Here is a 13335-nt window from a genome sequence, read left to right on the forward strand (position 1 = left end):
CGAAAACCACTCAGAGGTTCCCGCGCAGACGCTTTTCGTGCGCGAGCAGCCATTCCTTGGCCTTCAGGCCGCCGCGGTAACCGCCGAGGGACCCGTCGGCCCGCAGGACGCGGTGGCAGGGGCGGATGATGGGCACCGGGTTGCTGGCGCAGGCCGAGCCCACGGCGCGCACGGCCCGGGGGTTGCCGCACAGGGCGGCGAGCTCGGAATACGAGGCCGTCTCCCCGAAGGGGATGTCACTCAGCGCCGCCTGGGCCTGCCCTCGGAAACCGGTGTCGTCGAGGTCGAGCGGGACGTCGAAAAGCACGCGGTGACCGGCGAAGTACTCGGTGAGCTGGGTGGCGACGTCGATAAGCAACGGCGTCTCGGGCACGGCCGTGCCGCCGAAGTCGATCGAGACGAGGCCGCGCTCGGAGGCGCGCAGCGACAGCGGGCCGATGGGTGTCTCGAGGAGCATGAGGGTAGTCTATCCGCATGGACAAACCGGCCGTGAGGGATGCTGCGCTGCTGCTTCTGCGTATCGTCCTCGGCACCGTGTTCGTCGCGCACGGCTGGGACAAACTCATGTTCACCGGCCTGACCGAGACCACCGGCCAGTTTTCCGCGTGGGGGGTGCCGCAACCGAAACTCTCCGCCTGGCTGGTCATGGGGACCGAACTGCTCGGCGGCGCGCTGCTGGTGGTGGGCCTGCTGACCACGCTCATTGCCGGGCTGCTGGCGCTGCTCATGGTGGCGGCGATCTGGTTCGTGCATGTCGACGGCGGTTTCTTCACCGCCACCGGCGGCATCGAGTACCCGGTCGTGCTGGTGGCCGCGCTGCTCATGGTCGTGGTGTTCGGGTCCGGCCGGGTGAGCCTCGATGGAGTGTTGAGCAGTGATTGACCACGAGAAGGTGCAGGCGGCACTCTCCGCCCGGATCGATGGAGAACCCTCGCCGCTGAGTGACGACATCGTCGATTCGCACCTGGCCGTCTGTGAACAATGCCAGAAGTTCCACGACGACGCCCTGGCGCTCAGCCGCCGCCTGCGCTTCATTGAGACGAGCGACCACGGTATGAGCCCGCCCGCCGACCTCTCCGAGGTCATCATCGCCGGCGTCGAACCCGCCTGGCGCCGCGCCGCCACCGCCCGCAGCGTCGGGCTGGCCGTCGCGCGCGTGCTGCTCGTCGTGGTCGGCGTGCTGTGGGTCGTGTGGGGCGTGCAGCTGCTCGGCGCCGCCGGCGGCCTCAACCCCGTGGTCGACGGCGTGTCGGCACCGGACGCCGACCCCCGCACCGCCTCCTTGCTTGTCGACGCCGCCGCCGTCCGCCTCTCCTTTGCCCTCGGCCTGTTCACCGTCGCCTGGAAGCCGCGCCTGGTCTCCCCGTTGCTGGTGGTGCTGGGCGCGATGTGGACCTTCCTCTTCGGCTTCCTCATGCGTGACTTCGTGCTGGACACCGTCGGCGCGGGGCAGATCCCGGCGCTGCTCCTGCTGCTGGTGACGTTGCTCGCCCTGGCGTGGGCGTGGCTCAACCACCACGGTTATGTGTCGGTGCGGGCGCTGCTGCGGGAGCTGGGGTCCGGGCCGGTCTGAGTGGGTTCGTCTTTACGACGCCCGCTTACACCCAGCTCGGCAGCCACATGAGCGACTGGTACCAGAACTCCGGGACGAGGAACCCGTAGAGGATCGGCGACCAGTACAGGAACGACGCCACCACCAGCGCCAGGTACCCGATCACCGCGAGGGTGCCCCAGCGGATCTCCCCGCCGGCCAGTCGCCGCACCCACGGCCACGCGACCGGCGTCCCCCGCCCGTGCAGCTGCCCGAGAGTCAGGGCCAGCAGCGCGATGGTGAAGGGCACGAGGGCGGTGGCGTAGAAGAAGTACATCTGGCGGTCGTAGCCGATGAGCCAGGGGAGGAAGCCGGCCAGGAAACCCACCAGGGGCAGCACGAAGCGGCGGTCGCGGCGCACCACCAGGCACCACAGGGCCCAGAGCAGGACCGGGACGGTCAGCCACCAGATCGCCGGAATGCCGAAGAGGTAGATCATCCGGCGGCAGGTGCCCACCAGACACTCGATGTCGGTGGAGGAGAAGTAAAGGACCGGGCGGGAGGCCACGAGCCAGGACCAGGGCTTGGAGTCCCAGGGGTGGGAGTGGCCCCCGGAGCTGGTCAGCGAGGCGTGGAAGGCGAGCACGGACTCGTGGTAGTGCCAGAACCCGGCGGCCCAGTCGGGCATGAGCTTGGTCAGGACGGACAAGGACATCTGCCCGTCGACCTGGGCGTGGCGGTAGACGGAGGTTTCGGCGGCGAACCAGGCGCGCCAGCTCCAGAAGTAGAGCAGGACGGGGACGATGACCAGGGAGGCGAAGGCGGGGACGGCGTCGCGCAGCAGGGCTCCGGAGACGGGGCGGGGGATGGCGTAGCGGTGGCGGAGGGCGGCGTCGAGAAGCACGGCCGCCAGGCCGAAGAACGCCATGTAATACAGCCCCGACCATTTGACGCCGAGCGCGAGGCCGAGCGCGACGCCGGCGGCGAAGCGCCACCACCGGAAACCCAGCCGCGGGCCGTAGGGCGAGTCCCCGAGACGGCCGTCGAGCCAGGCCTGGTGCAGGCGGGTGCGCACCTGTTCGTGATCGCAGACCAGCGCGAAGGCGGCGGCGACGATGAAGAGCACCTGGAAGATGTCGAGCATGCCGAAACGCGAGGCCACCAGCAGGACGCCGTCGCACACGGCGATGACCCCGGCGAAGGTGGCCACCTGCCAGGAGCCGGCGAGGCGGCGGACGAGCAGCATCGTCATCACCACGGTCGCGGCGCCGCAGAGGGCGACCATGAAACGCCAGCCCAGGGGGGTGTAGCCGAACATCCACTCGCCGAGCGCGATGAGCTGTTTGCCCAACGGCGGGTGCACCACCAGGCCGTATCCGGGATTGGACTCGATGCCCCCGATGAGCGGGTTCTCCCAGGAGCGCACCATGTCCCAGGCCTGGGGGACGTAGTGCTTCTCGTCGAAGACGGGCGTGCCGGAGGAAACGGCGCTGGTCAGGCCGATGAAACGGGTGAACAGGGCCAGCACGGCGATGGCCAGGGTGCTCCACGTGTCGGCGCGCGTCCACGCCCACGGGCGCGGGGTGACGGGGCGTACCCGCCGGGCGTGACGGGGAGGGGCGACGGTGGTGCTCAGGGCGGTGCTCACGGGGACGAGTCTAGGATACGGGCATGGTCTCCGATGCTCCGCTGCTGCCGTCGAGGGGTGTGGTGCTTGCCGCCACGCCGCTCGGCAACGTCCACGACGCCTCCCCGCGCCTGCGTGCCGCGCTGGCGGAGGCGGCCGTCATCGCCGCGGAGGACACCCGCCGCGTGCGCCATCTGGCGGCGGCGCTCGGGGTGGAGATCACCGGTCGCGTGGTGTCCAACTTCGACCACAACGAGGAGGGTCGGGCCCGGCAGCTTATCGACGCCGCCCGCCACGGCCTCGTCCTCGTCGTCACCGACGCGGGCATGCCGCTCGTCTCCGACCCCGGGTTCTCGCTGGTCGACGCCGCGCACACGGAGGGCGTTCCCGTCACCTGCCTGCCCGGCCCCTCCGCTGTGCCCACCGCCCTGGCTCTGTCGGGGCTGCCGGTCGGCCGCTTCCTCTTCGACGGTTTCGCCCCCCGGAAGGCGGGGGCCCGGCGCAGCTGGCTCGAATCGTTGCGCACGCAGGAGCGGGCGGTCTGCTTCTTCGAATCCCCGCACCGCCTGGCCGAGACGCTCGCGGTGGCGGCGGAGGTGCTGGGTCCGAACCGGCGCGCGGCGGTGTGCCGCGAGCTGACGAAAACCTACGAGGAAGTCCGCCGCGGCGGACTGGCGGAGCTGGCGGAGTGGGCGGCCGGAGGAATGAAGGGGGAGATCACCGTGGTCATTGAAGGGGGCACGGTCGAGGAGGCGGACGTGGAGGCGCTGGTTCCGGTGGTGGAGGCGCTCGTCGCGGAGGGCACCCGGCTCAAGGATGCGTGCCGGGAGATCGCGGCGGGGCGGGGAGTGTCCAACAGGGAGCTCTACGCGGCGGTGCTCGCGGCGCGCTAGTCGTTTGTTATGTGTTCGTGAGGTTACGTGTCCGTATCGCCCGTTCTTGCTGGGGGAACGGATGGTAACGGAAACGTAACGGGCGGGGTCGGGCGGGTCGGAGGGGGCGTCGATACGCGGCTGTGTTTTTGATACCCGTCCGGGCATGCACGACACTGCATTTATGACTACATCTGAATCAGGGCGGGGGACGCCGCCCACCGCGACCGGGGAACTCGCCGCGATGATGGATGACGCCGCCCTCATCGGCGACCGCCTCGAGCAGGAGAACGTCGACGTCGCCCCGGAACCCGGCGAGGAACCTGGTTTCGACTGGTGGATCATCGGCATCGCCGGACTCGTCGTCGCCGCCACCGTCGCCTGGGGTCTGGCCGGCCCGGAGAGCTTCGCCTCCTTCGGCGCCGGGGCGCTGACCTTCATCATGGACAACCTCGGCTGGGCCTTCGTCATCTCCGGCACGATCTTCGTCGCGTTCATGATCATCGTCGCGGCCTCGCGTTTCGGCGGCATCACGCTCGGCGGGGACGAGGAGGAGCCGGAGTTCCGCACCGTCTCCTGGATCGCCATGATGTTCGCCGCGGGCATGGGCATCGGGCTCATGTTCTACGGCGCCACCGAGCCGCTCACCTTCTACCGCGAGGGCGTGCCCGCGCACCAGCCCAACGAGGTGGGCGCGGCCCTGGCCTCGACGCTCTTCCACTGGACGCTGCACCCGTGGTCGATCTACGCCATCGTCGGGCTGGCGATCGCGTACTCGACGTTCCGCCTGGGGCGTCGCCAACTCATCTCCTCGGCCTTCGTGCCGCTGCTGGGGGAGAAGGGGGCGCGCGGTCCGGTGGGCCGGCTCGTCGACATCCTGGCGATCATCGCCACCATCTTCGGCACCGCCACCTCCCTCGGCGTCGGCGCGCTGCAGATCCGCGCCGGGCTCTCCGCCTCCGGGCTCATCGACGCCCCCGGCACCTGGACCATCGTCGGCATCATCGCCGTGCTCACCCTCGCCTTCGTGCTCTCCGCGGTGTCCGGCGTGGGCAAGGGCATCCAGTACCTGTCCAACGCGAACATGCTCATCGCCGCGGCGCTGGCCATCTTCGTGTTCATCCTCGGGCCGACCGTCTCCGTGCTCAACCTGCTGCCGACGGCCCTGTCCTCCTACTTCTCCCAGTTCTTCGAGATGGCCGGGCGCACCGCCATGTCCGCCGACGGCACCGCCGGCGAATGGCTGTCGACGTGGACCATCTTCTACTGGGCGTGGTGGATCTCCTGGTCGCCCTTCGTCGGCATGTTCCTCGCGCGCATCTCCCGCGGCCGGACCATCCGCGAATTCACCATCGGCGTCCTCGTCGTCCCCTCGCTGGTCTCCCTGGTGTGGTTCGCCATCTTCGGTGGCACCGCCATCACCTTCGAGCAGAACGGCACCTCCATCTGGGGCGACGGCTCCGCCGAGGCGCAGCTGTTCAACCTGCTGCACCAGCTGCCGGGCGGCACCATCGCGGGCCTGTTCGCCATGTTCCTGCTGGGCACCTTCTTCATCACCTCCGCCGACTCGGCCTCGACCGTCATGGGCACCCTCTCCCAGGGCGGGCGCAGCGACGCGACCCCCTGGGTCTCCGCCATGTGGGGCCTCATGACTGCCGCCGTCGGCATGGTCATGCTCACCTCCTCCGAGGACTCCCTGGGCAACCTGCAGGCGATCACCATCGCCGCCGCCAGCCCCTTCCTGCTGGTCATCCTCGCCCTCATGGCAGCGCTGTGGAAGGACCTCAGCCATGATCCGCTCTACCTCGACCACCGCTCGCAGCGCGAATTCAGCGCCCGCCTGGCCCGCGAACGACGCCTCCACGCCGAACACCGCCGCACCGAGGAACGCCGGGCGCAGCGGGCGGAGAGGGTCAAGCGATCGGCCAAACGCAACAAGTCACAGCCCATGAAATAAGGTGGTCTCCATGACCCAGTCTGTGCTTGTCTCCGTCGCCTGGCCGTATGCGAACGGCCCCCGCCACATCGGACACGTCGCCGGTTTCGGCGTCCCCTCCGATGTTTTCGCCCGCTACCAGCGGATGATCGGCAACCAGGTGCTCATGATCTCGGGCACCGACGAGCACGGCACCCCGCTGCTGGTCCAGGCCGACAAGGAGAACGTCACGGTCAAGGAGCTGGCTGACCGCTACAACCGGCAGATCGTCGAGGATCTCGCCGGGCTCGGCCTGTCCTACGACCTGTTCACCCGCACCACCACCCGCAACCACTACGCGGTGGTGCAGGAGCTGTTCAAGGGCCTCTACGAGAACGGCTACATGATCAAGGAGACCACCATGGGTGCCGTCTCCCCCTCCACCGGCCGCACGCTGCCGGACCGCTACATCGAGGGCACCTGCCCGCTCTGCGGCGCCGAGGGCGCGCGCGGCGACCAGTGCGACAACTGCGGCAACCAGCTCGACCCCGCCGACCTGATCAACCCGGTGTCCAAGGTCAACGGCGAGACCCCCGAGTTCGTCGAGACCGAGCACTTCCTCCTCGACCTGCCCTCCCTCGCCGAGGCGCTGGGCGCCTGGCTGCGCGACCGCGAGGACTGGCGCCCCAACGTGCTCAAGTTCTCCCTCAACCTGCTGGAGGACCTGCGCCCCCGCGCCATGACCCGCGACATCGACTGGGGTGTCCCGGTTCCCGTCGAGGGCTGGGAGGACAACAACGCCAAGAAGCTCTACGTCTGGTTTGACGCGGTCATCGGCTACCTCTCCTCCTCCATCGAGTGGGCCTGGCGCTCCGGTAACCCGGACGCCTGGAAGCAGTGGTGGCAGGACCCGGCCGCCGAGGGCTACTACTTCATGGGCAAGGACAACATCACCTTCCACTCGCAGATCTGGCCGGCCGAGCTGCTCGGCTACGCGGGCCGCGGCGCCAAGGGCGGGCAGCTGCACAAGTACGGCGAGATCAACCTGCCGACCGAGGTCGTGTCCTCGGAGTTCCTCACCATGTCGGGCTCCAAGTTCTCCTCCTCGAAGGGCGTGGTCATCTACGTCAAGGACTTCCTCGCCGAGTTCGGTCCCGACCCGCTGCGCTACTTCATCGCGGTCGCCGGCCCGGAGAACACCGACACCGACTTCACCTGGGACGAGTTCGTCCGCCGCGTGAACAACGAGCTGGCCAACGGCTGGGGCAACCTGGTCAACCGCACGGTGTCCATGGCGCACAAGAACTTCGGCGAGGTCCCCACCCCGGGCGAGCTCAGCGACGCCGACACGGCCATCCTCGATCTGGCCGCCCGGACCTTCGATATCGTCGGGGAGAACCTGGCCCTGTCGAAGTTCAAGAACGGCATCACCGCCGCCATGCACGTCGTCGGCGAGGCGAACGCCTACATCGCCGATCAGGAGCCGTGGAAGCTGGCCAAGGACGAGTCCCAGCGCGAGCGCCTGGCCACCGTCCTGTGGACCGCCCTGCAGGTGGTCTCCGACTGCAACACCCTGCTCACCCCCTACCTGCCGCACATCGCGCAGCAGGTGCACGAGACCCTCGGCCGAGAGGGAGTGTGGGCGGCGCGCCCCGAGATCCACGAGGTCAGCGACGACATGCCGGTCGAGCTCGTCGGCGTCGGCCTGCCCGAGGAGGGCGCGACCTACCCGGTGATCACCGGCGACTACACGCAGCAGCAGGCGGTGTGGGAGCGCGTCGACGTCATCCCGGGGACCCCGCTGAGCAAGCCGGCCCCGCTCATCCAGAAGCTGGATCCGGAGCTGGCGGAGACCGGCCCGGAGTGGGCCCCGGTCCAGTAAAAGGTGTGACGTACTAGGCTGGGCCTTTACCGTAAGGAGGCTTCGCTTGAGTACCCCCCGTTCCCGCCTGCTCCTGCCCGCCGGGCTGTTGTTCGCCGCCGTCTTCATCGCGGCGATCAACCTGCGCTCCGGCATCTCCTCGCTCGGCGCCGTGCTTGCCGACGCCCTCGCGGCCTTCGGCGTCGGCGGCTCCCTCGCCGGTGTCATCACGGCCGTCCCCGGCCTGTTCTTCTCCCTCCTCGGCCTTTTGGCCGTGCCGTTGGCCACGCGGGTGGGGCTGTCCCGCACGCTCTTCTTCGGCATGGTCATGTCCCTGGTAGGCCTGGCGGCCCGTCCGTGGGTCGGCGATATCTGGGCGTTCATCGTGCTCACCGTCTTCGTCACCGTGGGCATCGCCCTGGCGAACGTCCTGCTGCCGGCGTGGATCAAGAACCACGGCGGCCGGCACATCGTCGCCCTCATGACGGTCTACGGTTCCGTGCTGGGCATCTCCGGCGCCGCCGGGCCCCTCACCGCGCTGCTCAGCGACAACTTCCGCTGGGCCCTGTTCCTGTGGGCGATACCCGCGGCGTTGCAGGTCCTCGTGTGGTTCACCGTCCTCGTCCGGGTCGGACGGGATGTGCCCTCCTCGACGGCGCCGCGCGCGGCGACGGACGCCGGCCCCGCGAAACACGTGTCGCTGTGGCGTTCGCCCACGGCCGTGTTCCTCATGCTCTTCTTCGGACTGCAGTCGATGCACGCCTACATCCAGATGGGGTGGCTGCCGAAGATCTACATCGACCACGGGGTGTCCGCGTCCACCGCCAGCCTGGCGCTGGCGCTGGCGGGCAGCTTCAACATCGCCGGCGGGCTCATCATGCCGATCATCATCGACCGCCTGCGTTCCGTCGTGTGGCTGCCGGTGCTGTTCTCCGCGCTCATGGCCGCCGGCTACGTCGGCCTGTGGCTGGCCCCCGGATTCGTGCCCCTGCTGTGGTCGGTGTTCCTCGGCCTGGGAGGTTTCTGCTTCCCGACGGCCATCGCGCTCATCCCCGCCCGCAGCCGCGTCCCGCTGGTCACGGCCCGCCTCTCGGGTTTCGTCCAGCCCGTCGGCTACGTCATCGCGGCGATCGGCCCCCTGGTGGTCGGCATCGTCCGCGAATCGACGGGCGGCTGGTCCCTCATCCTGCCCGTGCTGGCGGGCATCTGCGTCCTCATGGGGGCGGCCGGGTTCCGGGCGGCGCGGGCCAGCTTCGTTGACGACGAACTCGCAGCTCAGGGCTAATGTCGGGGGCATGGTCTAGCGTGGGGGCCATGCAGGCAACCAGGGAACGGGCCAATGAACTCCTCACCGGCATAGCGGGGCCGGGCGCGCAGTTGCGCGATGACCAGTGGACGGCTATCGACGCCCTCGTTAACGCCCGGCGCCGGATGCTCGTCGTCCAACGCACCGGCTGGGGTAAGTCGGCGGTGTACTTCATCGCGGCCAAGCTGCTGCGCGATTCCGGGGCGGGTGCCTCGCTCATCATCTCCCCGCTGCTGGCGCTCATGCGTAACCAGGTGGCGGCCGCGCAGCGCGCCGGGATCCGCGCCGCCACCCTCAACAGCGCGAACATGACCGAATGGGAGGAGATCCAGGGGCAGGTCGCCGCCGGGGAGATCGACGTGCTGCTGGTCTCGCCCGAGCGGCTCAACAACCCCGGATTCCGCGACGAGGTCCTGCCGTCGTTGGCGGCGACGGTCGGGATGGTCGTCGTCGATGAGGCGCACTGCATCTCCGACTGGGGGCATGACTTCCGCCCCGACTACCGCCGTATCCGGGACCTGCTGGGCGGACTGCGAGACGGAGTGCCCGTGCTGGCGACCACCGCGACCGCCAATGACCGCGTGGTGGCGGACGTGCAGGCGCAGCTCGGGCCGGACACCGGCCTGCTGCGCGGCGGGCTCGACCGCGAATCCCTCCACCTGTCGGTGGTCCGGCTGCCGGACACCACCCGGCGTCCCGCCTGGCTGGCCACCCACCTCGCGGAGCTGGAGGGCTCCGGCATCATCTACTGCCTCACCGTCGCCGCCGCCGAGGACCTGGCGGAGGCGCTGGAGGCCGCCGGGTGGAACGTCGCCGCCTACACCGGCCGCACGGAGGCCGCAGAGCGCGAACGTCTCGAGCATGCGCTGCTGGCCAACGAGCTCAAGGCATTGGTGGCCACCTCGGCGCTCGGGATGGGTTTCGACAAACCTGACCTCGGATTCGTCGTCCACGTCGGCGCGCCGGGATCACCCGTGAGCTACTACCAGCAGATCGGCCGTGCGGGCCGTGGTACCGAGCGTGCGGAGGTCATCCTGCTCCCGGGCGCCGAGGACCGCGACATCTGGGAGTACTTCGCCTCCGTCTCCTTCCCCGACGAGGAGACGGTGCGTCACCTGCTGAGCGTGCTGGGGGACGAGGCCCAGTCGACGATGAAGCTCGAGACCCAGGTGGACCTTTCCCGCTCACGCCTCGACCAGGTGCTCAAGGTCCTTGACGTCGACGGGGCGGTGCGGCGTGTGCGCGGCGGCTGGGTCGGCACCGGGCAGCCCTGGGAGTACGACGCCGCGCGCTACGCCGGCCTCGCCCAAGCCCGGACCGCCGAGCAGGAGGCCATGGTCGCCTACGAGAACACCGACGGCTGCCGCATGCTCTTCCTGCGCGAGCAACTCGATGACGCCACCGCCGCAGGACCCTGCGGGCGCTGTGACAACTGCACCGGCCGCCGCTGGGAGACGGCCGTGGACCCGTCCGTAGCCGAGCGTGTCGACGCCCGCCTCACCGCCCCCGGAGTCCGCGTCACCCAGCGCCGCCAGTGGCCCACGGGCATCTCCGTGCGCGGGCGCATCCACGGCGTGGAACCCGGCCGCGCCCTGGGCCGCCTCAACGACATTGCCCGCGGTCCGGCGCTGACGGCGCTGCTCGCTGACCCCTCCTGGCGCCCGAGCTCCCCGTGGCAGCAGGACACCTGGCTCCCGCGCATCGTCGCCGTGCTCTCCGACTGGGACTGGGCGCAGCGCCCGACCACGGTGGTGGCGCTCGGGTCGCATGATTCGCAGCGCACGGCCTTCGTAGAGGCTCTCGCCGAGGCCATCGCCGCAGTTGGGCGGATGAGCTTCGGCGGTGTGCTGCCCGTGCGCCCCGGGGCGGGGGAGGTCGCCGCCCAAAACTCCGCCTACCGAGTCACCGGGCTGCTAAACCACTGGGACTTTTCCGGGGTGGGGGAGTCGGACGGGCCCGTGCTGCTGGTCACCGACCTCATCGATACCGGCTGGTCCGTCACCGTTGCCGGGTCCGCGCTGGCGGAGCGTGCCGGACATCCGGTGCTGCCTTTGGCACTGGCGAGCAGGGGCTGATTCCTCATGGGCATGTACTCCATGTCCCAACCGCTGGAGTTGGGGGATGTGTACCTGACGGCGGAAGGGGACTATTTCTCGCTGCTGGAGACACTGGTCCTGGGCACGAAGCGGCGGATGACGACCCGCTGGATCTCACTGTCGGCCGACGAACAGGACAATCTTGAACTCATGCGGCAGGCGGATTGCCTGGATCTGATGATCGGGGCTCCTGTCTTCTCCCGCAGACTGGTCGAATCGGCACCCACCGACCTGTTGGCCGAGCTGGAGTTGTACGACGCCGCAATTGACCTGGTGGAGGGCTATTTCCATGTCGCCGGAGTGAAGAAGTACCTTCCCTTGATCAATGAGGAGAAGTCCTCATATCGACTCCTGAGCGATGGCAGCAGGACCATCTCCCGGAAGGTATTCTCCCCCTGGGATGGTGAGCCGTTCTACCTGGCCAGGGACATCAACTATCCGGAGACCCTGGTGGCGGGGCATCCGATGGTGGAGTTCTGCAGGAAGAACAACTTCCGGGTCCTGTTCACCCCGGTCAACCTTCAGCGGTGAGGTGAGGGGAGATCACACCGCCGCCATCGCCCGGCACGGGAACGACGAACCGCCCGCCGGCACCGGCCAGGACACCCACATCTGAGCGCCCGTCACCGGTACCTGTTCGAGACCCGTGAGCAGTTCCACCTGCCAGTGGTCGTGCTCCAACCACCAGCGCTGGGCCGGGTACCCGCCACTTTCGGTGAGGGCGGAAGGGTCGGTGTTGAGGGTGTCGTGGCCGATTGCCACCACCCCGCGAGCGTCGAGAAGCTGCACTGCATCCAGCGACCACCCGGGCTGAGGCTCGCCCGGTGACCACCCGGTGTGCAGGGCGGCGAAGCTGCCCGTCGGCACCCGTCCGTGGCGGCACTCCCACGTGAGGATGTCGGCTGCGGTGAGGAAGGAGACATTCCCATCACTGATAAGCGAAAAGACCACCAGCGGCAGGAGCATCTCATGGACAGGAATGTCGGCGAGGGTGCGGCCACCGGGCAGAACGTGTGACGGGGCGTCGACATGCGTGCCCGTGGGGCCGACGAAGGAGTAGGAAAGTACCTCGAAGGAGTCCGCAGCTGCGGACTCCACCTCGCTGACCTGCAGCGGGGGATCGGTGGGGAAGCGGGGCATATCCGGGTGCAGCGGGCGGGTGAGGTCGAGGAACGTCGGCATGACCCTAGAATGTCAGCCATGTCCAAGAAGAAGCCCCGTCCCACGCCCGTGCCCGCTGACCGGATTCCCGGCCTCGTTGACGCACACACGCATCTGGCGTCGGCGGGGGCGCGGACGCCTGATGAGGTCGACGCCATCGTGGAGCGCGCGCTGGCGGCCGGGGTGGAGCGGATCTGCACGGTTGGCGACGGGCTTGCCGAGGCGGAACTGGCTCTAGCTGCGGCCCGGCACCACCCGCGGGTGTTCGCGGCCTGCGCCATCCACCCGACCCGGGCGCACGAGCTCGACGCCGCCGCCCGCGCCCGCCTCACCGAGATGGCCGCCGATCCGAATTGCGTGGCCATCGGCGAGACCGGCCTGGACACCTACTGGATCCGCCACGAACCGGAGCGCACCGCGCCCCTGGAGGTGCAGGAGGAGGCCCTGCGCTGGCACATTGACCTGGCGATCAGCTCGGGCAAAGCGCTCATGGTGCACAACCGGGAGGCGGATGAGGAGCTCATGGCCGTGCTGGCCGACGCCCCGCGCCCGGTGGAGACGATCCTGCACTGCTTCTCCTCGCCGCTGGCGATGGCGGAGGAGGCACTCGAGCGCGGATACGTGCTCAGCTTCGCCGGCAATGTGACGTTCAAGCGCAATGCCGAGCTGCGGGAGGCGGCGCGGATTGCCCCGCGCGGGCAGCTGCTCGTCGAGACGGATGCGCCGTACATGACCCCGGAGCCCTTCCGGGGGGCGCGCAACGAGCCTGCCCTCATCGGGCACACCGCCTTGTGCATCGCCGAGGCGCGCGGCCAGGAAGTGGCAGATCTAGCACTGGAGCTCACGGAAACGTTTCAGCGGGTGTATCAGCGGGGGTAGTGACCACTCTCACAAGCCCGTGTGAGCAGGTCTGATGGGGTTGCTGGGGCGGTTGTGGCGCCAGCGTCATGTGATGTTGACGTGTCG

12 protein-coding genes are annotated in these 13335 nt (G+C 69.1%); 9 read left to right on the forward strand and 3 right to left on the reverse strand.

What is annotated here, in order from left to right:
- Positions 1 to 10: 10 nt before the first annotated feature.
- Positions 11 to 457, reverse strand: a complete 447-nt coding sequence (locus ACFPUZ_RS05000; RefSeq protein ID WP_377000489.1) for a methylated-DNA--[protein]-cysteine S-methyltransferase — start codon at positions 455 to 457, stop codon at positions 11 to 13.
- Positions 458 to 474: 17 nt separating this feature from the next.
- On the opposite strand from ACFPUZ_RS05000, the gene ACFPUZ_RS05005 reads away from it, so the two are divergent.
- Both ACFPUZ_RS05005 and ACFPUZ_RS05010 read left to right on the forward strand, forming a co-directional pair.
- Positions 475 to 882 (forward strand): DoxX family protein, encoded by a 408-nt coding sequence (locus ACFPUZ_RS05005; protein ID WP_377000491.1) that lies wholly within the window; start codon positions 475 to 477, stop codon positions 880 to 882.
- Positions 875 to 1573, forward strand: a complete 699-nt coding sequence (locus ACFPUZ_RS05010; protein ID WP_377000493.1) for a zf-HC2 domain-containing protein — start codon at positions 875 to 877, stop codon at positions 1571 to 1573. The genes ACFPUZ_RS05005 and ACFPUZ_RS05010 overlap by 8 nt, the downstream gene beginning before the upstream one ends.
- A 25-nt stretch (positions 1574 to 1598) precedes the next feature.
- Here the strand turns inward: ACFPUZ_RS05010 and ACFPUZ_RS05015 are convergent, their stop codons facing one another.
- A complete protein-coding gene (locus ACFPUZ_RS05015) occupies positions 1599 to 3179 on the reverse strand; it encodes a dolichyl-phosphate-mannose--protein mannosyltransferase (RefSeq protein ID WP_377000495.1) in 1581 nt (526 codons plus the stop codon).
- A 23-nt stretch (positions 3180 to 3202) separates the two neighbouring features.
- On the opposite strand from ACFPUZ_RS05015, the gene rsmI reads away from it, so the two are divergent.
- The 6 genes from rsmI (at position 3203) to ACFPUZ_RS05045 (ending at position 11739) form a co-directional block, all read left to right on the forward strand.
- The gene (gene rsmI / locus ACFPUZ_RS05020) at positions 3203 to 4051 is read left to right on the forward strand and encodes a 16S rRNA (cytidine(1402)-2'-O)-methyltransferase (protein ID WP_377000497.1); all 849 of its coding nucleotides are present in this window, start codon (positions 3203 to 3205) and stop codon (positions 4049 to 4051) included.
- Positions 4052 to 4196: 145 nt separating this feature from the next.
- Positions 4197 to 5987, forward strand: coding sequence for a BCCT family transporter (locus ACFPUZ_RS05025; protein WP_377000499.1), 1791 nt, complete (start codon positions 4197 to 4199; stop codon positions 5985 to 5987).
- Between the two features lie 10 nt (positions 5988 to 5997).
- Positions 5998 to 7827 (forward strand): methionine--tRNA ligase, encoded by a 1830-nt coding sequence (gene metG / locus ACFPUZ_RS05030; protein ID WP_377000500.1) that lies wholly within the window; start codon positions 5998 to 6000, stop codon positions 7825 to 7827.
- Between the two features lie 46 nt (positions 7828 to 7873).
- A complete protein-coding gene (locus ACFPUZ_RS05035; RefSeq protein WP_377000502.1) occupies positions 7874 to 9091 on the forward strand; it encodes an MFS transporter in 1218 nt (405 codons plus the stop codon).
- Positions 9092 to 9120: 29 nt separating this feature from the next.
- Positions 9121 to 11187 (forward strand): RecQ family ATP-dependent DNA helicase, encoded by a 2067-nt coding sequence (locus ACFPUZ_RS05040; RefSeq protein WP_377000504.1) that lies wholly within the window; start codon positions 9121 to 9123, stop codon positions 11185 to 11187.
- Positions 11188 to 11193: 6 nt separating this feature from the next.
- Complete coding sequence (locus tag ACFPUZ_RS05045) at positions 11194 to 11739, forward strand: hypothetical protein (protein WP_377000506.1); 546 nt, start codon at positions 11194 to 11196, stop codon at positions 11737 to 11739.
- Between the two features lie 12 nt (positions 11740 to 11751).
- Here the strand turns inward: ACFPUZ_RS05045 and ACFPUZ_RS05050 are convergent, their stop codons facing one another.
- Positions 11752 to 12390 carry a cyclase family protein gene (locus tag ACFPUZ_RS05050; protein WP_377000508.1) on the reverse strand — a complete coding sequence of 213 codons (639 nt, stop codon included), beginning with the start codon at positions 12388 to 12390 and terminating at the stop codon, positions 11752 to 11754.
- 18 nt (positions 12391 to 12408) lie between these two features.
- Here ACFPUZ_RS05050 and ACFPUZ_RS05055 point away from each other — a divergent pair, with 18 nt between their 5' ends.
- Positions 12409 to 13248, forward strand: a complete 840-nt coding sequence (locus ACFPUZ_RS05055; protein WP_377000510.1) for a TatD family hydrolase — start codon at positions 12409 to 12411, stop codon at positions 13246 to 13248.
- Positions 13249 to 13335 lie beyond the last annotated feature (87 nt).

The sequence above is a fragment of the Corynebacterium nasicanis genome (assembly GCF_042658165.1).
Lineage (GTDB): Bacteria > Actinomycetota > Actinomycetes > Mycobacteriales > Mycobacteriaceae > Corynebacterium > Corynebacterium nasicanis.